Raw genomic sequence first — 22,156 nt, forward strand, 5'->3', positions numbered from 1 at the left:
AGAGAAGAATATTGAATTACAACAAGATCCGTATTAATAGTTTTGTCTTTATTTATTTCCTTAATGGATTGGGTCAAACCTATAATTGCATTTAAAGGGGTCCTAAGTTCATGACTAATATTGGAGAGAAAATAGGATTTAATTTCATTGGATTCATCAGATTTTTGCAAGGCGATCTCTTGGTGTTTTTCCTTTTCTGTTTTTAAAAGTTTAATTCGATTAGACATCGCCAAGGCAAGAAAAATAATTTCAAAGCCTGTGCCTATTTTTGAGCCATTTTTTGTGATAAAAGAATTAGGAATTAAGCCAAAGTCATTAAAGATTAAAATAAATATACCTACCGTGAAACTGAAAATAGCCAAGGAAAAAAGACATCGAGCTTTTTGCCTTTGATATAGCTTAGGATAACAGCGGTGATTAAAATCAAAAGGCCAATAAAGCTAAGTAAGTTGACGACGGGATAATAATACAGTTTTCCTCCCTGATAAAATACAATGAAGAAAAGTAAAATAACCAAGGAACTTAACATTATATTAAGTCCGGTATTCAAAATTTCGCTCAATTTCTTCAGATTGGTATAGATCTGTGCATACCTGCCAAAGGCCATGGCTGAAAGAGAAGCTGTGATCAATATTGCATTTTGATTAAACCATCCGGATTCAGGATCAATATATTGGTGAAAATAGCCATCTAGGGACATATGAAGCAACCCGACAGATAATACATAGAGGCTATAAAGGAGAAAACTGTTATTCCCCATTCCAAAAAAGAAAAGCAGGTAGACGGAAGCAGCTAAAAGTAAAATGCCATAAAATACCCCATTCAGCAATTGATTTTGATAAGTACTCAATATCATGCTTGTGGGACTGTGTAAATCCAATGGAAGATTGATCACCTCTCCATCACTTACGTAGTGAAGATATAGATTATAGGTTTTTCCAGGCTCCAAATGCAATGGAAAAATGATTTTTCTATGGGCTACACTTTTCGCTGAAAATGGTAAAAGGTCTCCGTTTTCAATTTCTTTTACAGGTTCTCCTTCTGTCAATAAATATAATGTGACTAAATCTGTTACCGGTCTAGCAGTTTCAAGATAATATTGTAAGGAAACCATTGTTACATTATGAATTCGAAACCTTAACCAATAATTGTTTTTTGTAAAGCCTAAATTAGTGGAAGGCCCAATCAGAGGTTTAAAATTTAGCTTATTTTCCCTAGTCAAAAATTCCTGAAAGGAAAGGTTGCTTTCACCAAGGTCTGAGAGCTCTGCATAACTATAAAGAGATATGGGATAAGTGTTCTCTTCCTTCTGGGCTTCAAATGGTTTTAACTCATAAGAAAATGCATTATCAGAATAAAAAATGAAATTAATATTAAAAAACCGACTTTTATGACCTTAATCATAGGCAAGCGAAATAAATGAAATGTAAAACTAAGTTAAAATTTAATCAATAGCTCATGAATAAAGAAATAATTCGGTATGGTCATCGAATTTTAAATTGATGACTAAAAATCAAATTATAAGCAAAAATTATATGGCAAACAGACAGAATGTCATGGATAAAATGGCGGAATTTGAATTAAAAATAACTATCAACTTTTGGCATAAGGTTTGGTGTGGACGTATAAGAATGTATAAGCTAAAAATAATAAGTTTCGAAAAGCTAACATTTTCGAATAGCTTCCGTAAGGTAATTCATTAAATAATAATACTTGGTAGCTACCAAGAAATTGATCAGTAGGGTTTTAAATTAAATGGTTATGGAAACTTCTTATTTAGATTACTACAAGAGGATATTAAAAAGCGTTAGCTTTGATTTAGGCAAGTTGAAGAATGAGTTAAATAAAGCAAACCAAATCCTTACAGTAGAAGAGAGGGCACGTTTGAAAAAGTGGATGCTTCGAAATGGCCTTTATTCAGAAAAACTTAGAGGGAATGCTTTCTAGGGCATTTGTTTTTACTTTTTAAACTATAATACTACTCTAGGTGCAAGACAGACTTAATGTTAGATATGTTGATTTTTTTGTGCGCATATATGGGTATTTTCAAATTTTGCTCATTCTTTTGGTGGAATTTTTTTGGGACAAAATTTTACCATAAATTCGATTATCATTATTTTTATTCTGCCAACCGAATAGAAATACCCTTGCACGAAATCCAAGTCAATTTCCAGTTCATACTGCCTGTATTTTATTATAAATCATTTAAAATAAGGAAATTATGTTAATTTTATCCTGATAAAATTAGGGTGGGATATGTTTTAATAAAAGCTTAAATGCAGAAAAAATACCCTGATCACGGTATTTTTAAAACTGTGAAGCCTTCGTACCTTTGAATCAGGTGATAAATAAACTTTTCAAAATGGAATCTTTCCATTGCAAATAGTGGGTAACTGTTAAAATATTTTTTTACCCACTATTTTAATTCTTTCTTCTCCGCTATAAATATTAAAACTTTCTTCTTTTAAAAATCCAATAAGGGTCATCTTTTTTTCTTGAGCAAGATCAACTGCCAATTGAGTTGGTGGGCCAAAGGCCAATACTACAGGAATGCCTGCATTGATGGCCTTTTGTGCCATTTCATAGCTTACCCGGCCACTTAGCAAAACAATTTTCTCCTTGCTTAAATCAATATTTTCTTTTAAGCATGCCCCAATTAGTTTATCCAATGCATTGTGTCTGCCAATATCTTCTCTAAGCAATAATAGATTTCCATTTTGATCATATAAGGCTGCTGCATGTAAACCTCCGGTGTATTTGAAAGCAGTTTGGGAGGTGAGCAGGTTCTTAGGGATACTTAATATGGTTTCCGGATTTATTTGCCATTGATGGTTAATGGGCAAAACATCATTGCCACATTTTACCGCGTCAATAGCAGTTTTGCCACAAACTCCACAACTTGAATTGGTATAAAAATTTCGCTCAAGCTTTTTTAAATCAACCTTGAATCCTTCCACAAATTTTACAATTAAAACATTGCCTTTTTCTTCCGGTTTTACCCGCTGGCAATACCGCATCAGTAGGATGTCTCGGTTGCTTTCTACTATTCCTTCAGCAAACAAAAAACCCAGCGCCAAATCAAAATCATTTCCAGGACTTCTCATGGTTACCAGTAAATCTTTTTTATGCCATTCGTGATTTTTTTCAAATTCTAAACGGATTTGCAATGGAGATTCCACTGCAAGGAGGTCCTTCAAATGACCTGCTTCAGCTTTACTGTATTTATAAATTTTTCTAAGACTAACCAGACTATCTGTCCCTTCCATCACTCAATTTTTCTAAAAATACTTCTATATATTTTGATGCAGGGCAGTGACTTTCCACTGAATTGTTATCCAAAGCCACTAACACATTCCCCTCGGGGAAATAAACAGAAAGACAACCCGGGGAATATTATAAGGAACTACTTGAAAACCTTCAAGTACACGTTTTTTACCTGCAAAAATACTGGTAAGTTTCACTAGGTCTCCGGCTGTACAATTATAATTTTTCATGTCGTCCGTATTCATCATGACCACTTCACGGCTATTGCTAATCCCCCTATATCGGTCATCATAACCGTAAATTGAAGTATTGAATTGGTCATGACTTCGAACTGTCATAAGAATAAAAGGTGTTTCCGGTTGCCTGGTTGGATTAAGCGGATTAATAGTTAATTGAGCCTTTCTATCCGGCGTATTAAATTTCATTTCCCTTGCTCCGTTGGGTAAATAAAAGCCTCCTATTTTCCTCACATTTTCGTTATACCTTTCAAAGCCGGGAATAACAGCTTCTATTTTTTCTCTAATTAAGTCGTAATTTTCTTTCATCCCTTCCCAATCTGTGGTATTAGACTTGCCCAATACTGCTCTGGCCATGTCGCAAATAATACCGACTTCACTTTTTAACGTGGGAGAAACGGGTTCAAGGTCACCATGTGACATTCTAACTCTTCCTGCAGTATCTTCTGTAGTTACAAACTGAGGACCAAGGCTACTGATGTCACTTTCTGTTCTCCCAAGACAGGGTAAGATCAAGGCTGTTTTGCCATGAATCAAGTGACTCTATTAAGTTTGGTGGAGACATGTAGGGTAAGTGTACATTGCTTTAGGCCATCAAAAACCTTAGCTGTATCAGGGGCAGCCAAAGCGAAATTTCCACCCATTCCCATAAAGATTTTGGCTTTACCTTCAGCCATGGCATGAATGGCCCCGACAGCATGAACTCCTTCTTTTTCAGGTGGCTGAAAATCAAATACTTTTCCCAATCGCTGCATAAAACTTTTAGGCATTTTTTCCCAGATCCCCATTGTTCGGTCTCCTTGTACGTTGCTGTGTCCTCTTACCGGTAAAGTGCCTGCCCCGGCTTTACCTATAGAACCTTTGACCAATAAAATATTGACAATTTCCCTTATAGTATTTTCAGCATTCCGATGTTGAGTAATGCCCATTGCCCAAGCGATAATAATGCGTTTTTTCGCTATAAGCATTTCGGCCAATTCTCTGACCTGTGATTCCAGAACGCCGGTCTCTTGAATCAATTCCTTTAGATTTAATTGTTCAAGGTGTGATATAAGTGCTTGGTAACCACTGGTTTTTTCTAGAATAAAGGCTTGGTCAAAAACCTTTCCCGGTTGAAGTTTTTCTGCCTCCAGCAGCAATTTTAACAAAGCCTTTAATAATGGCAGATCACCATTTACCTTTACTTGAAGGTGTAAGTCATGGATAGCTGTTGGTTTCCCGACCCATTCCCAAGGTTTTTGTGGGTGACGGAATTGGAGTAAACCTGTTTCGGGAAGTGGGTTCACTGAAACAATCTTGCCTCCATTTTGCTTTAGCTTCTCCATCGCAGTAAGCATTCTAGGCGCATTGGTTCCAGGGTTTTGCCCCATAACTATCAATAATTCTGCTTTGGGGATATCATTTAAAATCACAGAGGCTTTACCTATGCCAACGGTTTCAGTCAATGCCTTTCCGGATGCTTCATGACACATATTTGAACAATCAGGAAGGTTATTGGTGCCAAATTGTCGGACAAAACACTGGTACAAAAATGCCGCTTCATTGCTGGTGCGACCGGAAGTGTAGAATATGGCTTGATCAGGATGATCAAGTGCTTGAAGTTTTTCTGCCAATAAATTGAAAGCATCTTTCCAAGAAATGGGAGAATAGTGATCTTGGTCTTCTCTGATGACCATAGGTTGTGTTAATCTGCCTTGCTTTTCCAGCCAGTGATCTGATTTTTCTAATAAATCATTGATGCTATGTTGTTGAAAAAAGGAAGCTTCAATTTTATTAACACTGCTTTCCCAAGCGATCGCTTTGGCTCCATTTTCACAATATTCAGCAATTTTTGATACGTCTTTGGCATCAGGGTCGGGCCACGCACAGCTGGGACAGTCCAAGCCTTCGGGTTGATTTAATTTAAATAAGGTTTTCACCCCCTTGCCAATATGGGTTTCTTCCCAAATCCTATAGGCAACGGTCTGAATGGATTTTAAACCTGCAGCTGTCTTTGCAGGTGTACTGATTTTCACTTTTCTTTTAGGCTGCATGTATGGTACGGATGTTTTTCACTGGTTTGATGCGATTACAAGGTAAAAAGAATTATAATTCTAAGCTAAAATGAAGAAGGCTGGTCTCTTCGCTGTTAAATTTTTCTCTTTTAAAAAAACATTTGCGATCATTCCTATTAATTAAATGCTTATAGCATGGATTATCTCAGGCATTTACCGCTTAATAAAAGCCTGTTTTTATTTACATGATTAACCTTTATATTTAAATTGCTTTATTTCATAAAATTATAATTTAAATATACCCAATGACACCAAAACTGTTTCCGGCAATCTGCTGTGCTATAATTTGTTTTCTTCAGTCTTATGGGCTAGAAGCCCAAGAAAAAAACCTTATAATATTTTATTTTTTGCCATTGATGATCTCCGACCTGAACTGGGAGTATATGGTAACAACATTATCCATACGCCCAATTTAGATGCCATAGGTAAGAACGGAACTGTCTTTGAAAATCACTATGTCCAAGTACCGACATGCGGAGCCTCTCGTAGCAGTATATTGACAGGAATGCTACCCAGTACCCGTGCGCACTTGAGCAACTCTGCTATTGCAAATATGATGGCAGACGCTCCCGAGGGAGAAAAACCGGAGAGCTTTGTTCATCATTTGAAAAGAAACGGGTACTATACTGTGGGGATAGGAAAAATTAGCCATTCAGTAGATGGTCTTGTTTATGGGTATGAAGCGAGTCCTGAAGGGGCAAAATCTGAAATGCCCTATAGCTGGGATGAAATGCTATTCAATCCCGGTAAATGGGGTACCGGCTGGAATGCTTTTTTTGGATATGCGGATGGATCAAATAGGCAAGGGAAAAAGAAACAAGTGAAACCCTACGAAGCAGCCGATGTTACGGATGAGGGGTAGATGGGCTTTCCACACAATTGGCGATAGAGAAATTAAAAGAATTGGCAGGTAAAGAAGAGCCTTTCTTTATGGGCTTAGGTTTATTTAAACCCCATTTGCCCTTTACCTCCCCAAAGAAATATTGGGATTTATATAAGAGGGAAGACATACCTTTGTCCACTGCCCCCAATTTACCTGAAAATGTTTCAATGAGTAGTTTACAGGCTAGTGGAGAATTCAATCAATACGCTTTGGGAGAGGAAAAAGCCGGATTGGATCACCAGTTGTCGGATGAATATGCTCAAAAGCTCAAACATGCTTATTATGCAGCAGTGAGTTACAGCGATGCGTTGGTAGGGAAAGTTATGGATGAGCTGGAAGCTTTGGGCTTAGCAGACAATACCATTGTGGTGGTGTGGGGAGATCATGGATGGCATTTAGGTGACCATCGGGTTTGGGGAAAGCATACCATTTTTGAAACAGCCGTAAGAAGTCCATTGATAATTAAAGTTCCGGGATACAAGCCTCAAAGAATCTCTTCTGAAATGCCGGTAAGTAGTATTGATTTGTATCCAACACTAATGGAGCTTACCAATATCCCGACCAATTTTTCTTTGGATGGACAAAGCTTAGTTCCTCTGTTACAAAATGGTAGTGATCAAAATAGAGAAGCATTGGCTTTCAGTTATTTCAGAAATGGAATTTCGATGCGAACAGAAAAGTACCGCATAATGAAATATTTTAGAGAGGAAAAACCTACAATCGAATTGTATGACCATATAAATGACCCTATGGAAACCAAAAACATAGCCAATGAGCAACCCGAAATAGTGGAGCAATTGCTTGTACAATTGGAAAAAGGTGACACAGGACTGTATAATAAAAACAACAATTAATTTAACACTCGAAATGAAGATTAAAACATATAAGCTTCCACTAATGGCTGCCATTTCAGCAGTGCTTTTGTTGGGGATTTCTTCCTGTAGCAATGGTTCAAGCAATAACGCTCCCACTCAAAGGCCTAACATCATTTATATTCTGGCAGATGATCTTGGGTATGGTGATTTGAGTTTTCTTGGGCAGACAAAGTTCAGCACCCCAAATATTGACAAGTTGGCTGCGAATGGGATGGTATTTACACAGCATTATTCAGGAGCGACAGTTTGTGCACCATCCAGATCGGCTTTGATGACTGGGATGCATACCGGGCATACGCAAGTAAGAGGAAATAGAGGCTTGAATGATGGGCAATTTCCCTTAGCAGCAGGCTCACAAACCTTGGCAGGAGTTTTGAATTTTAAAGCCGGGTATACTACCGGGGCATTTGGTAAATGGGGATTAGGATATCCGGGATCTTCAGGCGCTCCGCTAAATCAGGGATTTGATGTTTTCTTTGGGTTCAATAGCCAGACCATCGCTCATAATTATTATCCTAGAGAGTTATGGGACAATGATAAAATTATAAGCTTGGAAGGAAATCAAGGCACAGAGCAGGGACAATATGCGCCTAATCTTATTCAGGAAAAGCGGTTGGAATTTATAGAAGCTAATAAGGATACGAGTTTTTTTATGTTTGTTCCCACGATTATTCCTCATGCAGAACTTTTTGCTCCGGAAGAGTATATGGAAAAATTTCTAACCAAACCAATCCTGAACCACCCTACCAGTATGAAAGTAAATTGGGTCCTGAGACTTTTTATAAGGGTGTCGATGATCCTGAACACCCCCGATATAAGGTAGGTGGATACGGTTCACAAGCCTACCCACATGCCGCCTTTGCAGCAATGGTAACTCTTCTTGATGATCATGTTGGAGAAATTGTTGCTAAATTGGATGAGTTGAATATTTTAGAAAATACGGTGATTGTATTTACTTCCGACAATGGCCCACATCTTGAAGGAGGAGCAGACCCTGATTTTTTCAATAGTAACGGACCTTTTCAAGGGTATAAGCGAGACTTATTGGAAGGAGGGATTCATGTTCCGATGATATTGAGCTGGCCGGCCAAAGTTAAAAAAGGAAGTCAGACAGACCATATTAGTGCATTTTGGGATATTTTACCCACTTTTTCTGCTTTGGTAGATGAGGAATTGGAAGAGCCTATTGATGGTATTTCCTTTTTACCTACCCTTTTGGGTGAAGGTGGACAGCCGACACATTCTCACCTATATTGGGAGTTTCATGAAAAAGGTGGTAAACAAGCTGTACGTAAAGGTAAATGGAAAGGCATCAAAAGGGATGTGTTCAAGGGCAATGAAACCATTCTCTTGTATAACCTAGAGGAGGATCCCGGTGAAACCACAGACCTGGCTCAAGACCATCCTGATGTGGTCAAAGAAATTAAGCTTTTAATGGAAAAAAGCAGAGTTGAGGATCCGGAATGGCCATTTGACGCAAAAATAAAATAAGATGTTAAGGACAATCAGTAGTGGGTTTATTTTAATTGGTCTTTTTGGGTTAATGTCATGTTCAGAAAAACCAGACCAATCGGAATCTAAAAATTACCAAAGCTGGGAACATTACCGTGCAACCAAAACAGCTGCTCAGTTTTCCGGATTGGAGCAAATAAACAAGGAAAATGTTCATTTGCTTGAGCCGGCTTGGACCTACCATACAGGTGATGCAAAAGAAAGAACTCCCATGGAGTGCAATCCAATGATTATTGGAAAGGTGATGTATGTTAGTTCTCCTCAGCTTGACCTGATTGCATTGGATGCCGAGAAAGGAACAGAACTTTGGCGCTTTGACCCGGAAGAATATGGTCAATCGGGAGGAGTTAACAGAGGTTTTTTCATTACAGAGCAGGCGATCATGTTCGGATTTTTATGGCTGTTGGTTATTATCTATTTGCTGTAGATGCCCAAACGGGTGAATTGGTACCGGATTTTGCAGAGCAAGGGAAACTTGATTTGCGTAAGAATTTAGAGTCGATCCCGAAACTTTATCAATTTCCATGAGCACACCGGGAATTGTATTTGAAGACCTGATTATTCTTGGTTCGGCCACGGGAGAAGGTTATGATGCATCACCCGGGCATATTAGGGCTTATAATGCTAAAACAGGTGCATTTGAATGGGTATTTTATACCATACCTAAAGAAGGTGAGTTGGGGCATGACACATGGAAATGGCAGGATGGAGAAAATTATGGTGGGGCCAATAATTGGGGAGGTATGAGCTTGGACGAAGAATTGGGATGGGTTTATGTATCTACTGGTTCTCCGGCATATGATTTTTATGGGGGGAATAGGTTAGGAGAAAATCTTTTTGGAAATTCGATTCTTGCCCTGAATGCAAAAACAGGCGAAAGAAAGTGGCATTACCAGGCGGTTACCCATGATATTTGGGATTATGATCTGGCCTGTGCCGCTACATTAGTCAATATACCTTCTGGAAATGGAATGGTGAAAGCACTGGTACAACCTACTAAAATGGGAGAATTAATTGTTCTTAATAGGTTAACTGGAGAGCCATTGATGGCTATGGAAGAAAGAAATGTTCCTCCTTCGTATGTTCCCGGAGAAGTAGCTCACCCCACTCAGAAATTTGATCAGGGAATTACTGTAACTCGGCAAGGCTTGGACAGTACCATGCTCACCGATATTTCCAAAGAAGCCAATATCTATGTCAAGGAGGAATTTAAAAAATACAGAAATAAGGTTGTATACTCCGCCAAGTTTAGAAGGGACACTCACCTTCCCGGCTACGAGAGGAGGGATGATTTGGGGAGGAGCTTCCTATGATCCGGACAACCATATGCTTTATGTAAACGCCAATGAAATCCCTATGATCCTGCAAGTTCGGAACATTGCAGAAAAGGTAGGTCAAGAGGGAGAACCTTCCAAGCATCCTGGTAGGAGTACCTATTTATCCAACTGTTCCAATTGTCATGGAGCAGAACTTCAAGGTTTAGATGATGCATTTCCCTCATTGAGGGGATTAAAGGACAGACACACAAGAGAAACATTAACTAAAATTATTACCCATGGAAATGGATTGATGCCCGCTTTTCAAGGATTTGAAGAAAATAAATTAAAAGCCTTGATAGACTTTCTGCTTGAGGAAAAGCCTACTTCAGATCCCATTCATGAGATCAAAGAAGAGAAGGGCCCCAGTGAACGCTATGTTTTGCAGGGATTTAGGATTTTTACCGATGAGGAAGGTTTTCCCGGGAGTAAGCCTCCTTGGGGGACATTGAATGCAATTGATCTCAAAACGAAAACCATAAAATGGAAAGTTCCCTTAGGTGAATATCCGAAATTGAAAGAAAGAGGAGTGCCTGCCACGGGTACACAGAACTTTGGTGGCTGTGTTGCCACTGCCGGAGGTTTGGTGTTTATGGGAGGAACTCCCGATGAAATGTTTAGGGCTTTTGATGTGGCGACAGGAGAAATTTTATGGGAATACAAGCTCCCTTTTGGGGGGTATGCTGTGCCTGCTGTCTATGAAGTAAGCGGAAAGCAGTATGTGGTGATTGCTGCCGGAGGGGCAAACAGGTTAGGAACCCCGGCGGGTGATGCCTATGTAGCTTTTGCTTTACCGGAAATGTAAATTAATCCAATAAAAAAGGGCCAATCCTAAGCAGGATTGGCCCTTTTTTGGGAGTGTTATGTCAATCAACCCTCAATGAGTTAATCTAAAATATTTCCTTTGGCATCAATGGATACGTTAGTCCTTTCCCCATCTTTTTCTAGCCTAACATTAAAAACCAAAACTCCTTTTTCATTTTTAGAAGCACTTACTCTTGTGATTTCATTGCCCGGATATTTAGAAAGCAATATGGTCTGAAGATTTTCCGGTAAGGGGTCTTCATAAGGGATGGTGTTTGAGAACCTTCTCTCATCTCCTGCTTCAGCTTTTCTTTCGATAAATTCATTGATGCCATTTTCTTGTTTTACCAAATCGAAAGCATCATATAATTCACCTACAGCAGTATAGGATTCAAAACTTAGTTTATCCCCATCTATATTAATCACCTGAAACAATTGGGTGTTTTCAGCTTTACGATCCCTTTCTGCACCTTTTCCTTTCCACCCTTCTTCACTTACACTATACATTTTTCCACCACTAACAGATACTACATAAACAGTTCCTGTTTTATCCCTTGCATTCAATCCATCCATGACATTGTCTTCCGGAGATACACGGCCCCTAGCATAACTATGATCATGACCTTGCAATGCCAAGTCAACTTTATATTTGTCGAATATAGGTTTCCATGCTTTTCTTAATTCATCATTGTCTCTGCCTGCTGAAGCAGAAAACAGAGGATGATGATAGGTCACAATGGTCCATTTTTTTGTGTTTTCTGAGAGAACCTTTTCGAGCCAAGGGATCTGTTCCTTTTGAGCAACATTGCTATTTAAGGAGATGATACGAGCATCTTGGTAGTCCATATAGTATACAGTTTCCTCTAGTCCCAGTCCTTTAGGGCCATTTTCAGGAAGTGTAAATTGAGGGCGCCATTGTATAGATAGTCTTCTCTCCCCATCTTCTCCATCTAGTTCCGGAATGTTTCTATATTCATGATTTCCAGGTGTAACCATTGATGGGACCATGCTATGGATAAAGCCTCCGGCTGTAAACCACTCGTGCCATTCTTGGTCTCTATGAGCCCTGTTGATCAGGTCACCGGCATGGATAATGAATTTGGCATCCGGAGCTTTGCGGTAACCTTCTCGGATTAACCTAGCCCAAAGCTCAAGCACATAATTCTGCGCGTCTCCCACATACAGGAAAGAAAAAGGTTTATTATTGTCTTTGGATGCGGTTGTAAACTGTGTCCATTCAGTCCATGATTCACCATCTCCTACCCGGTATCCATACATGGTGCCAGGTTTGAGGTTTTTAAATTTTACGGAATGGTAGTTTGCTTCGACTTTTACATCTTCAATTTTCAATCCATCTAATACTTCTGTTTTTGCTTCATAGGTTTCGGCATTTCTCCAAAATTTTGGGGCGCCGTCTGCTATCGCAATTTCAGCATAGCCTGTAGGAATAGAAGTGTCGGTTCTCCATGTTACATTGGCTTCGGTGGCCGGATCTGCCCCAAAATTCAATACCACCCTATCGGGGTAATAACTAGGCTTGCTCCATTCTTCTCTAAAAGTTGGGGCTTTGTAAACTCTATACTCTTGCGCAATCGCGAAATTAATTACTAATAATAAGCAGAAAGAGAAAAATAAATGTTTCATTTAGGATGGTTTTTCAGTATATCTTCGTAAAAATAGCTAAAACTATAGAAAGATTCAAGCGTAGAAATTATTATATCATTACCATCAAAGACTGAAAATTAACAGTTTTTTTATCGAATTTTTTATTCTTATATAAAAGTGAATTCGATTTATTTCCATTGGTTCAAACAGAGAGTAATTTTTGTTATTTGGCTATGGTGAAGCTGTGCTTCATAGGTGGAATAGGTAAGAATTTGGATTTTGCTTTGCCCAATAAAAACACTTCAAAAACTTTACTGTATAAGATACCAGTGACACAGCAGCTAATGAATATTGCGATAAATATCATCCCCTCCGACATAAAAGTTAAATAGCTAGTAAATAACCGAATCAAGATGCTAATTTCTGGATTGTGTATCAAATAAATAGAGTAGGAGGCATTTCCTATTAACATTAATAGGCTTGAAGCATTTACCTTGTCTAATCTCGACCCAAGGCTGCCGAGAATAAGTAAGGCAAATCCAAAAGCAAAAATCAAAAAGGTAAAATTCCAACCGTACCATTTCAGTACAAGACCAATTCCGAATAGTATGAAAGAGATAAGAAGAAAAATGTTTTTGTTTGCTAAAATAGCGTGTTTTTTAATAAAAACGGCTGAATAAAAGCCTATTATGAATTCCAAATTATAGGATGAGATCAGATATTTTAGAATTGGAATGCTGTTCAAGAATGACAAAGGATTTATCCAATTTAGGTAAACGATCACCATTGTCCAGACTAATGTGAAAATGAACCAACCTTTTCTAGAAAAAAACCAAATAATAAATAATAAATAAAACATCATCTCATGGATAAGTGTCCATGCCACAGAAAGTGCCGGAAGTCCATCAGGAAATAGTGTTAATGAAGTTATCAAACTTATGGAACGACTGCTTCCAGAGATGTTAGGAAATAAATGGTAAAGCAAAAGCATGCATATCGAAATGGGTAAGTAAGGAATATAAATTCTAAAAACACGGTTTATAAGGTACGATTTGATGGTAAGTTTACCGGCTTTTTTATTGTAACAAGAGTAAGTAATAATAAACCCTGATAATACAAAGAAAAAATCCACCCCATGCTTGCCCAATGTGGCAATGAATAAAAGTATAGTATCTTGAACATCAAAAAAATAAGAGAAGGATATCCACTGGTGATGATATACTACCATCAGCGCTGCCAATCCTCTAAAAACCTGCAATGAATTGAAAAAATTGCCTTTCTTTTGCTTTGTTAAAGACATGTCAAATTTATCTCCTTTTAAAATTTTAAAGCTACAATAATTATTATATTAATTTAGTATTGCATACTTTAAAATATTTGAATGTATGAAAAATAAGAGATTTGATTAATCATTTATCGAGATACGGGATATGTTTTTAACAAATATTCATCCACTTTTCTATGATTGAAATTTTTATATCTTAGCTATTTAGAGTGTTTTTTAAGTATAAAAAAAATCCTCACAAATCTTATTTTTTTCGTTTTACACCTCTTGTTGCTTGGGCCTCCCAGGGGTTTTCCGGCCAATGATGTTTGGGATACCTTCGTTTCAACTCCTTCTTTACCTCATGGTAGGTATTGTCCCAAAAACTTTTTAAATCTTGGGTTACCTGAACAGGTTTAAAACCGGGAGATAACAAATGGATCAATAAAGGATTTTTACCTTCATTGACTGCAGGGGTTTGACTCCATCCAAAAAGCTCCTGAAGGCGTGCGGCTAAAATCGGGGGATTTCCATCAAAATTGTACGCAATGGGTAGGGTTGAACCACTGGGGAGTTTGATTTTTCCGGAGCCAAGCGATTGAGTTCCATTTGTTGATCAAATGTCAAACTGTCCTTTAATATATTGCAAAGCGGTAATTTTTTTAATTCTGAGCCTGAATGTATATTTCCTAAATAAGGAGAGAGCCAATCATGCGCAGTTTTTAATAACTGATCTGTGCTGAAATTCGGCAATGATCCGGTTTCGTTCCAAATGCTTAGACTCATGACTCTACATTGAAGTTGTCTTGTCCTATCGTCCCAATTAAGCCACTTTTCACCCGACTTGGCAAGCATTTTTACCAAGCATTCTTGTATCAACAGAGGGTCAGGTTTTTTAATGGAATTTTTTCCAATACAATTAGCCCTATTCTGCGTTCCTCAACTGCTTGAATGGAGGCTGAGGCCTCTTCCCAATAGATCCTTTCCTCAGATTTTACCATGGACTGTATTGCTTTCGGGTCTAATGGGGCTCCCAAGAATATTTTGCCGACACCATCTCTTTCATCCATGTGGGCTATTGCAATCCAATCTTCTGAAGCCATGTTGTCATTTTTATCCATTCGCGCAAGTTTACCATTAGACAATTTAAATTGGGCTTGATCACCTGCCTTGGCGATTCTTTCAGGAAAGGCCTGCCCAATTAATAATCCTGTGGCATAAGGATCGATGGCTGAATTTTCTGCTTTTATACTAAGTATTTGTCTGTAGGCTTTGGCAACTTGTTCAATTTTCTTAAAGTTGAAATAGGTGGAGGTTCCGCTTCTATACCGGCGTAGTTCTTCAATTCTCAAGTTGATATCTATGCCTCTTCCGGGCCCTAGTGGGTCTTTTTCCTCCAGAATAGCAGCCAGGTCTGTGCCCAAGGCTTCCAAACCTAATAATTGGCTGTAAACAAGTAAATGTGCAATTCTTGGATGACATGGAAAATCATGTAAGGATTCACCGTGTGGGGTGATATTTTTATTAGTAATAGCCCCTAAGTTTTTTAATGTTTCCACTGCCTGAGCCCAATTACCCGAGGGTGGAGGATTGACCCAATTCAATCGAGAAGGATCATGTGTTCCCCATTGATAAAGTTCCAAGGCCAATGGACTCAGGTCTGCTTCCATTATTTCCGGTTGTCTAAAGGGAATCAGGTTTGCTTGGCTACCTTTAGACCATAACCTAAAACATATTCCGGGACCTAGCCTGCCTGCTCTTCCAGCTCTTTGATTCGCAGTGTCGGCGGTCACAGGGATCGTTACCAACTTATTTAATCCTGTGTTGGGGTTAAATTTTCCACTTCTCATATACCCTCCATCAATTATGATTTTAATCCCTTCTATGGTTAGACTGGTCTCGGCGATGGCTGTAGCCAATACCACTTTTCTTTTTCCTTGAGGGTGAGGTAAAAGTGCAGCTCTTTGCTGGTTGTAGGCCATTTGCCCATATAATTTATAAATGGCAAGGTCATCAGGCCAATTTTCCATTAGGCTGGCTGTTTTATTGATTTCTCCCTGCCCAGGTAAAAACACCAATATATCTCCCTCATGATTATCCAAGGCTTCTTTAATGATAAGACTCGTGTTTTTAGGTAAATTGAACAAGTCAGAACCGCCCCTATATTGAATGTTTACCGGAAAGGATCGGCCTGAACTTTCTACCAAGGGGGCTTTAAGGTTACGCGACAAGTCATCGCTATCAAGGGTAGCAGACATGATTAAAAGTTTTAGGTCTGGTCTAAGCACTTCTTGGATTTCCCGCGCAAAGGTAAGTCCCAAATCTGCATGAATGCTACGTTCATGAAATTCATCGAAAACAATTAAACCAACTTCTTCAAGACCATTGTCTTGCTGCATCATTCTGGTCAGAATCCCCTCTGTAATCACTTCTATTCTGGTATTTTTGCCCACACAGGTATTGAACCTGACCCGATAACCGATGCTTTCCCCTACAGGTTCATTAATAAGTTGAGCCATTCTTTGTGCAATACTTATGGCTGCAAGCTTTCTGGGTTCAAGGATTATTATTTTTTTTCCATTGAGCCAATTTTCCTTCATTAAAGTCAAGGGGGCAAGTGTGCTTTTACCTGCTCCTGGAGGAGCATGAAGCAATACAATTGGGGAAGCTCTAAGTCGATCTATTAATTGAGGGATTACCTCTAGAATGGGAAGTTTGGGGAAGTCCTTCAAAAGTGATTGTTTTGATACAAAGGTAAAAAAACAAAATGGACTCAGTTATGATTTTGAACAGGAAAAACTGACAATTGCAGCAAGGAAAGCTTTCGGGATTTGTTTTAGAGAAATAAAAAAGGCTGTTTATTTAATTAAACAGCCTTTTTATATATTATTTTATTGATGCCTTGGCACGTCCATATTCCCATTTCACCTCTAGGCCATCGTCCATTACAGTATAAGTTAGACTTTCTGTAAGGGTGCTGGTTTGACCTGAATTAACGGTAACCCTTAAAGCATCTTGGCTTTCGTCATATTTAGTTCCCCATTGGCCTGTCTGCTTATTGAAGATAAAGGTGCTTGAATTTTCTCCGGGAATAATAAAGAAGCTGTATTTTCCGGCAGGTAGTTTTTCTCCTTCCACTGTAATGTCTTTGCTGGTCTCAAAAATTGTAGCCTCATTGGCACCGGCTCTCCAAACTTTCCCCAGTGGTACAAGGTCTCCAAAAATTGTTCTGCCCTTCACAGATGGGCTACTGTAATTAACAGTGATTTCTGCTCCATTTATAGTTCCTGTAGCTGTTTTAGCAGGGCTGGCTTTTTTCTGGGCATTCGACATAAATACTACTGAAAGCATAAGGAAAGCAGAAAAGCTTAGCATTTTCAAGGTTGATGATTTCATGTTTTGGTTTTATTTAGGTTAAAATATTTGAATAACTATAATAAACGGACAAAATTAAAAATTGTTAAGCTTTTGATGGCTAAAAATACTAGTAGTTAGCTAATTTTCTTATTGCCCGTCAGTCTGTCTTTAGTAATGCTTTAGAGTCCCGGCCTTTCACCTGAAAAGCCGGGAAGAGAATATTGGGGAGGGATATAAAATTTTTAAATTTTAACCCAAGCCTGTTTTTTATGACTTTCAATTATTCTTTCGCAGATTAATAACTCACGATGTCCGTCCGCAAAGGTTGGATAACTTGGTTGCTCAGGTTGCTTGCCATCAATTACTGCTGCATATACTTCCTTAAACATTTGTTTGGAAGTATCCGGGAAACCTTCATTATGGCCACCTGGAAAGCTAATGAGCTTGCCTGCCTCTGCATTGAATAAAGATGGATCTTTCATTAATTGTTGATTGGCCGTTTCTCTTTTGCCGATCCACATTTCATTAGGTTTTTCACTGCACCATTCAAAATTTGCTTTTGAACCGGCAATTTCAATGTTTAACCTGTTTTTTCTGCCGGCGTTCACCTGGCTAACTGTTACAGAACCTTTGTTTCCATTGTCAAACCTTAACATTACCGTGGCATGGTCTTCGGTATTGATAGGCACTTCTTCGTAGTCTGAAGGTGCAAGGCTTTTTCCACTGTAGGTCTCTATTGCCTTAAGTGGTTTTAATCTTGTTTTGTGTACGGTAGAAAAATCCGCCATCACTTCCGTGATTTTTAATCCGGTTACATATTCGGTTAAATCCAACAGGTGAGAGCCTATGTCTGCGATGGCTCTGGAATCTCCTGATTTATCCGGCTCCAGCCTCCAATTGTAATCCGTTTGCAAAAACAACCAATCTTGCAAATAGGAGCCCATGATGGAATAAATATCACCTAATTCACCACTTTCTCTCATGGTTTTCATTTGCCTTACCATCGGATAATACCTTAGGTTAAAATGAACAGCATTGACTAAACCTGTTTTTTCTGCCAAGGCTACTAGCTCTTCAGCCTCTTCAATTTTAGTAGCCAATGGTTTTTCGCAAACTACATGTTTTCCCGCTTCCAATACAGCTTTGGACTGGCTATAGTGAAGGAAGTTTGGCGTGCAAATATGTACAACTTTAATCTCTTCGTCTTTTAGCATATCTTCGAAAAGCATGGCTTTTTCTATGCCTAGTAAAGCAGCTTTTTCTTTGGCGAGTTCTTCATTGACTTCACAAAGTGTGGCTACCTCAATATTTGGGTTTCTTCTTAGGGCTTCAATATGGGCAGGGCCAATAAACCCCGTTCCAACAACCGCTACTTTAATTTTTTCCATGTAATTATATTCGGTTTATTTAAAAGGTTAGCCCTAAAGATAGAAGGTACATTTGTATTTTTCAATGCTTGCTGACTTTTCCCTTCATTGTTTCCTCTTTTAAACCCTCTTTCTTTTTGGGTTAAGCTTGGGCTTGATGTATTAGTCTAGCCAATAATATTTAAATTAAAACTTGCGATTTTGCCATGATCGAGTAATTTTGTTACTCCTACATTGTGTGTTACGAGGCGAAGCTGTGAAAGCCATAGGAGGTACATTATTAAAGTGCTGATTTTTATGTTTTTTGTATCCAGTAATTAGTATTTGGTATCCTTTTGTAGTCACCAACTTTAAATTTTTATCTTGATAGAATCTCTGATTACATCCAAGACTCGGATTAAATTACTTGTAAAATTTTTTTCTAATGCTAGAAACCGAGGTTACTTAAGAGGTTTGGCAGAGGAATTTGGAGAATCTACTAACTCTGTAAGAATAGAACTGAATAGACTTTCCAATGCCGGTTTACTTAATTGGAAGACCGAGGGGAAAACCAAAAGCTACCAAGCCAATGAAAACCATCCCTTGTACATGGATATTAAAAATATTGTACGCAAATATTTAGGTTTTGATACCCTTATCGATCAAGTTGTACAGGGTTTAGGAAGTGTGGATAAAGCCATTATAAGTGGAGATTATGCGGAAGGAAAAGACACCGGAACCATTGAATTGACGATTATTGCAGAGAAAATCAATGAGGATTACCTTAAATTCTTAATAAATAAAACAGAAGAGAAAATCAATAGGAAGTTAAAAGTTAAGATTTTGGAAACCGAACCTGAAGGAGGTCTTCCCGGCTTGCTGGTTTATGAACAATCAAGTGATGACCTCTAAGCCCTCAATTTTTCTTTCTGTGGTCATTCCCGTTTTTCAGTCTGAAGCAGGCTTAGAAGAGTTGATTGATCGATTAAAGCGAGCTTTATCAGCGATTAGTTCAGAGGTTGAATTGATATTGGTTGATGACGGAAGTAAAGATAGGAGTTGGGACATCATCCGTAAGGCCGCAAATAAAGATGATTTTATCAATGGTCTGCGATTCAGCAGAAATTTTGGACAGCATCAAGCTATTTTTGCCGGTTTGGAATTGGCTCAAGGGGAGTGGATAGTGGTAATGGATGCGGATTTACAAGATCTCCCCGAAGAGATACCCATGATGTTGACCAAAGCTCAACTTGGCTATGATGCGGTATTGGCCAGAAGAATGGATAAAAAGGCTACTTGGTTTTCAAAGGTCTTGACCATAATATATTATAAGTTTTTTTATTTTATGTCCGGGATTAATCAAGATCCCAGTATTGGTAATTTTGGGGTTTACAATAAGAAGGTCATTCAGGAGGTGCTACAGATGAAGGAGACCAATTGGTATTTCCCCACGATGGTACATTGGGTGGGTTTTAAGCAAAGCACATTGAATGTAAAACATGGGGCTTCAAGCAATCAACACTCCAATTATTTTTTCAAATCTAAATTTCATTTGGGATTAAATACCCTCCTAGCTTTTTCTGACAAGCCTCTGCGATTGACAATAAAATTAGGCTTAATTATCGCATTAATCGGATTTTTATTTGCATTGGTCACCTTGATACGTTATTTTTCAGGAACCATTGTAGTGCCGGGTTATGCAAGTATTATCATTTCCCTTTGGATACTCTTTGGGCTTTTATTAACAACCATTGGAATAGTGGGGCTATATGTTGGGAAAACTTTTGAAGGGGTAAAGAACCGTCCACGCTATATTGTAGACCAAAAGACTTAAAATGATAAAGTTTTTACCTTTTGACACTTCTTTGTTTGGATACAGGGTAGGCCAGTTGCAGTTAGGGAGATGCCTTCCCGATTTAGAAAAAGTAAACAATCAAGCCAAAAATTTTGATTTAATCTATGTTATGGGGAAACCCGGCTTGGTTAAATTGGGTGGATGGTCTCCCATTAGTACCAGAGTAGATCTGGTAAAAAACATTATTAAAACGGATCTGATCCAAAGCCCGAAAGTAGACCAGAAAGTCGAAGTTTCAGAAATGATAGTGTCGGGAAATCTCTCTCAATCAGATCAGAAAGCCTTAAGAGAGTTGATTTTTTCAAGTGGGCAATGGTCTAGATTTAAGCAAGATTTACTTTTGGCCAATCAAGAATACGAAAAATTATACAGTACTTGGTGGGAAACCATCAAAGCGGAGAAACATAAAGTTATCGTTGCTCGAATTTCGGGAAAATTAGTGGGCTTTATTACATTTAAATTACTGAGAGGCAGAGGCCATGTTGGGTTATTTGCTGTCAAGGGAAGTGAGCAGGGTAGTGGAATAGGGAGAAAATTAATGCATGAGACCCTAGTAATGCTTGATGGATCCGGTTTTAAGCTACTTGGATTATCTACCCAGAAAGCCAATAAAAGAGCCATGGATTTTTATAAAAAATTTGGGTTTCAACCTATTAAAGAAACCCTGATTGCACATTGGCGTCCGGGATTAAAACCCGAAAACATCGACTAACTGTTGCCTGTCAAAAATTATGAGGTCATGCATTATTCTCCGGATCTTAAGAAGGACTGGGGAAGAGTACTTCAAGAGGCTACGAACGCCACATTAATGCATGAGAGAGATTTTTTAGCTTACCATTCTTCAGGTAAATTTCAGGATTGCTCGGTAATCCTATACAATAAAAACAAGCCGGTAGCCGTATTTGCGGCCCATAGGGAAGGAGAATTCGTCCATTCTCATAAAGGCTTAAGTTACGCGGGGTTTATTCATGTTCCAGGTACTTTTGACCAAAAACTTGAACAGTTCAAGACCTTGATGCAATATTTTGAGTATTGGGGGTAAGCCATTTACAAATTAAAGAAACTCCGACCTTCTATAACTCGCTTCAGGAGGAAGCAATGGCTTATATCCTGCATTTGGCAAAGGCCAAGACTACACAAATGGAATTGTCATTGACCATAGAACTACCTTTAGAAGTGAAAAATAAAGGCAAAAAAGCCAATATTAAACAGGCCGGAAGGCAGAATTTAAAAATAACTGAATCCAATGAGGTGAAAAGCTTTTGGGATACATTACTTGTTCCCAACCTTCAAAACAGGTACCAAACAAGGCCTACCCACAGTTATGAAGAAATGACATTTTTGGTGGAAAAGTTTCCTGATAAAATCAGACAATTTAATGTTTATCAGGATGAGAGAATGGTAGCGGGTGCCACGGTGTATTTTTCCAAAAATTGTATCCATACTCAATACTTGGCTAGCAATAGTACAGGCAGAGAATTGCATGCTCTAGATGCTTTGGTCAATCATCTTGCGAACACATTTACAGGGAAATACTCTTTTTTAGATTTTGGTCATTCCAACGAAAATCAAGGGCTTATGATCAATAAGGGGCTTTTTAAGTGGAAAGAAAATTTTGGTGCTAAGCCTTATATTCATAGGCATTATAAGGTTCCTGTCGAAAGCTGGCGAAATTTGGATAGGGTATACAAAGATGTGTAGATAGATGCCTAAAAGGTCTTCAATTTCACCAGAAAGGTTAATCCAATTGACCAAAAAAATGCCAGGTACATAATCTCCTGTAAT

At 38.4% G+C, this 22,156-nt stretch carries 21 protein-coding genes and 3 pseudogenes; 14 read left to right on the forward strand and 10 right to left on the reverse strand.

Annotated features, from left to right (window positions below):
* Position 1 precedes the first annotated feature (1 nt).
* A pseudogene (locus tag WG932_RS01200) lies at positions 2-1,222 on the reverse strand (sensor histidine kinase); the annotation flags it as partial.
* Positions 1,223-1,761: 539 nt separating this feature from the next.
* On the opposite strand from WG932_RS01200, the gene WG932_RS01205 reads away from it, so the two are divergent.
* Complete coding sequence (locus tag WG932_RS01205; RefSeq protein ID WP_014021685.1) at positions 1,762-1,947, forward strand: hypothetical protein; 186 nt, start codon at positions 1,762-1,764, stop codon at positions 1,945-1,947.
* 449 nt (positions 1,948-2,396) lie between these two features.
* Here the strand turns inward: WG932_RS01205 and fdhD are convergent, their stop codons facing one another.
* From fdhD to WG932_RS01220, 3 genes are all read right to left on the reverse strand, one after another.
* Positions 2,397-3,266, reverse strand: a complete 870-nt coding sequence (gene fdhD, locus WG932_RS01210; RefSeq protein WP_483086645.1) for a formate dehydrogenase accessory sulfurtransferase FdhD — start codon at positions 3,264-3,266, stop codon at positions 2,397-2,399.
* A gap of 78 nt (positions 3,267-3,344) precedes the next feature.
* On the reverse strand, positions 3,345-4,037 hold the full coding sequence (locus WG932_RS01215; protein ID WP_483086646.1) for a molybdopterin dinucleotide binding domain-containing protein: 693 nt from the start codon (positions 4,035-4,037) through the stop codon (positions 3,345-3,347).
* Positions 4,034-5,533 (reverse strand): FdhF/YdeP family oxidoreductase, encoded by a 1,500-nt coding sequence (locus tag WG932_RS01220; protein ID WP_483086647.1) that lies wholly within the window; start codon positions 5,531-5,533, stop codon positions 4,034-4,036. Before WG932_RS01220 ends, WG932_RS01215 begins: the two co-directional genes overlap by 4 nt.
* 307 nt (positions 5,534-5,840) lie before the next feature.
* Between WG932_RS01220 and WG932_RS01225 the strand changes: the two genes are divergently transcribed.
* From WG932_RS01225 to WG932_RS01260, 8 genes and pseudogenes are all read left to right on the forward strand, one after another.
* On the forward strand, positions 5,841-6,416 hold the full coding sequence (locus WG932_RS01225) for a sulfatase-like hydrolase/transferase (protein WP_483086648.1): 576 nt from the start codon (positions 5,841-5,843) through the stop codon (positions 6,414-6,416).
* A gap of 17 nt (positions 6,417-6,433) precedes the next feature.
* The gene (locus WG932_RS01230; RefSeq protein ID WP_483086649.1) at positions 6,434-7,291 is read left to right on the forward strand and encodes a sulfatase-like hydrolase/transferase; all 858 of its coding nucleotides are present in this window, start codon (positions 6,434-6,436) and stop codon (positions 7,289-7,291) included.
* Positions 7,292-7,304: 13 nt separating this feature from the next.
* Positions 7,305-8,135 carry a sulfatase-like hydrolase/transferase gene (locus WG932_RS01235; RefSeq protein ID WP_483086650.1) on the forward strand — a complete coding sequence of 277 codons (831 nt, stop codon included), beginning with the start codon at positions 7,305-7,307 and terminating at the stop codon, positions 8,133-8,135.
* Positions 8,075-8,803, forward strand: a complete 729-nt coding sequence (locus WG932_RS01240) for a sulfatase-like hydrolase/transferase (RefSeq protein WP_483086651.1) — start codon at positions 8,075-8,077, stop codon at positions 8,801-8,803. Before WG932_RS01235 ends, WG932_RS01240 begins: the two co-directional genes overlap by 61 nt.
* 1 nt (position 8,804) lies before the next feature.
* Complete coding sequence (locus WG932_RS01245; protein WP_483086652.1) at positions 8,805-9,251, forward strand: hypothetical protein; 447 nt, start codon at positions 8,805-8,807, stop codon at positions 9,249-9,251.
* Positions 9,221-9,352, forward strand: coding sequence for a hypothetical protein (locus WG932_RS01250; RefSeq protein ID WP_483086653.1), 132 nt, complete (start codon positions 9,221-9,223; stop codon positions 9,350-9,352). Before WG932_RS01245 ends, WG932_RS01250 begins: the two co-directional genes overlap by 31 nt.
* A pseudogene (locus tag WG932_RS01255) lies at positions 9,349-10,390 on the forward strand (c-type cytochrome); the annotation flags it as partial. The gene WG932_RS01250 and the pseudogene WG932_RS01255, both read left to right, overlap by 4 nt.
* 3 nt (positions 10,391-10,393) lie before the next feature.
* On the forward strand, positions 10,394-10,945 hold the full coding sequence (locus WG932_RS01260; RefSeq protein WP_483088545.1) for a hypothetical protein: 552 nt from the start codon (positions 10,394-10,396) through the stop codon (positions 10,943-10,945).
* A gap of 80 nt (positions 10,946-11,025) precedes the next feature.
* Here the strand turns inward: WG932_RS01260 and WG932_RS01265 are convergent, their stop codons facing one another.
* From WG932_RS01265 to WG932_RS01290, 6 genes and pseudogenes are all read right to left on the reverse strand, one after another.
* On the reverse strand, positions 11,026-12,588 hold the full coding sequence (locus WG932_RS01265; RefSeq protein ID WP_014021691.1) for a purple acid phosphatase family protein: 1,563 nt from the start codon (positions 12,586-12,588) through the stop codon (positions 11,026-11,028).
* 184 nt (positions 12,589-12,772) lie between these two features.
* Positions 12,773-13,849 (reverse strand): acyltransferase family protein, encoded by a 1,077-nt coding sequence (locus WG932_RS01270; RefSeq protein ID WP_339677551.1) that lies wholly within the window; start codon positions 13,847-13,849, stop codon positions 12,773-12,775.
* A gap of 229 nt (positions 13,850-14,078) precedes the next feature.
* Positions 14,079-14,668: pseudogene (locus tag WG932_RS01275) on the reverse strand (ATP-dependent helicase C-terminal domain-containing protein).
* A gap of 20 nt (positions 14,669-14,688) precedes the next feature.
* Positions 14,689-16,545, reverse strand: coding sequence for an ATP-dependent helicase HrpB (gene hrpB, locus WG932_RS01280; RefSeq protein WP_483086654.1), 1,857 nt, complete (start codon positions 16,543-16,545; stop codon positions 14,689-14,691).
* A 154-nt stretch (positions 16,546-16,699) separates the two neighbouring features.
* Positions 16,700-17,209, reverse strand: a complete 510-nt coding sequence (locus tag WG932_RS01285) for a DUF2911 domain-containing protein (RefSeq protein ID WP_014021694.1) — start codon at positions 17,207-17,209, stop codon at positions 16,700-16,702.
* A gap of 203 nt (positions 17,210-17,412) precedes the next feature.
* The gene (locus tag WG932_RS01290) at positions 17,413-18,558 is read right to left on the reverse strand and encodes a Gfo/Idh/MocA family protein (protein ID WP_149394632.1); all 1,146 of its coding nucleotides are present in this window, start codon (positions 18,556-18,558) and stop codon (positions 17,413-17,415) included.
* Between the two features lie 342 nt (positions 18,559-18,900).
* Between WG932_RS01290 and WG932_RS01295 the strand changes: the two genes are divergently transcribed.
* Genes WG932_RS01295 through WG932_RS01315 form a run of 5 tightly spaced genes read left to right on the forward strand, consistent with a single transcriptional unit; the run spans position 18,901 to position 22,072 of the window.
* Entirely contained in the window at positions 18,901-19,428 is a 528-nt protein-coding gene (locus tag WG932_RS01295) for an ArsR family transcriptional regulator (protein ID WP_339677558.1), read from the forward strand.
* Positions 19,418-20,350, forward strand: coding sequence for a glycosyltransferase family 2 protein (locus WG932_RS01300; protein WP_483086655.1), 933 nt, complete (start codon positions 19,418-19,420; stop codon positions 20,348-20,350). The genes WG932_RS01295 and WG932_RS01300 overlap by 11 nt, the downstream gene beginning before the upstream one ends.
* Position 20,351: 1 nt before the next feature.
* Complete coding sequence (locus WG932_RS01305; RefSeq protein ID WP_014021698.1) at positions 20,352-21,083, forward strand: GNAT family N-acetyltransferase; 732 nt, start codon at positions 20,352-20,354, stop codon at positions 21,081-21,083.
* 3 nt (positions 21,084-21,086) lie between these two features.
* On the forward strand, positions 21,087-21,413 hold the full coding sequence (locus WG932_RS01310; RefSeq protein WP_483086656.1) for a hypothetical protein: 327 nt from the start codon (positions 21,087-21,089) through the stop codon (positions 21,411-21,413).
* Complete coding sequence (locus WG932_RS01315) at positions 21,404-22,072, forward strand: hypothetical protein (RefSeq protein WP_483086657.1); 669 nt, start codon at positions 21,404-21,406, stop codon at positions 22,070-22,072. Before WG932_RS01310 ends, WG932_RS01315 begins: the two co-directional genes overlap by 10 nt.
* The last annotated feature ends 84 nt before the right edge of the window (positions 22,073-22,156 follow it).

It is taken from the genome of Cyclobacterium sp. SOCE241 (genome assembly GCF_056867545.1).

Coding starts and splice junctions, on each gene's coding strand:
- WG932_RS01300 (WP_483086655.1), top strand. CDS start 19,418: ATGACCTCTAAGCCCTCAATTTTTCTTTCTGTGGTCATTCCCGTTTTT.
- WG932_RS01305 (WP_014021698.1), top strand. CDS start 20,352: ATGATAAAGTTTTTACCTTTTGACACTTCTTTGTTTGGATACAGGGTA.
- WG932_RS01235 (WP_483086650.1), top strand. CDS start 7,305: ATGAAGATTAAAACATATAAGCTTCCACTAATGGCTGCCATTTCAGCA.
- WG932_RS01250 (WP_483086653.1), top strand. CDS start 9,221: ATGGCTGTTGGTTATTATCTATTTGCTGTAGATGCCCAAACGGGTGAA.
- WG932_RS01260 (WP_483088545.1), top strand. CDS start 10,394: ATGCCCGCTTTTCAAGGATTTGAAGAAAATAAATTAAAAGCCTTGATA.
- WG932_RS01205 (WP_014021685.1), top strand. CDS start 1,762: ATGGAAACTTCTTATTTAGATTACTACAAGAGGATATTAAAAAGCGTT.
- WG932_RS01290 (WP_149394632.1), bottom strand. CDS start 18,558: ATGGAAAAAATTAAAGTAGCGGTTGTTGGAACGGGGTTTATTGGCCCT.
- WG932_RS01220 (WP_483086647.1), bottom strand. CDS start 5,533: ATGCAGCCTAAAAGAAAAGTGAAAATCAGTACACCTGCAAAGACAGCT.
- WG932_RS01265 (WP_014021691.1), bottom strand. CDS start 12,588: ATGAAACATTTATTTTTCTCTTTCTGCTTATTATTAGTAATTAATTTC.
- WG932_RS01245 (WP_483086652.1), top strand. CDS start 8,805: ATGTTAAGGACAATCAGTAGTGGGTTTATTTTAATTGGTCTTTTTGGG.
- fdhD (WP_483086645.1), bottom strand. CDS start 3,266: ATGGAAGGGACAGATAGTCTGGTTAGTCTTAGAAAAATTTATAAATAC.
- WG932_RS01285 (WP_014021694.1), bottom strand. CDS start 17,209: ATGAAATCATCAACCTTGAAAATGCTAAGCTTTTCTGCTTTCCTTATG.
- WG932_RS01270 (WP_339677551.1), bottom strand. CDS start 13,849: ATGTCTTTAACAAAGCAAAAGAAAGGCAATTTTTTCAATTCATTGCAG.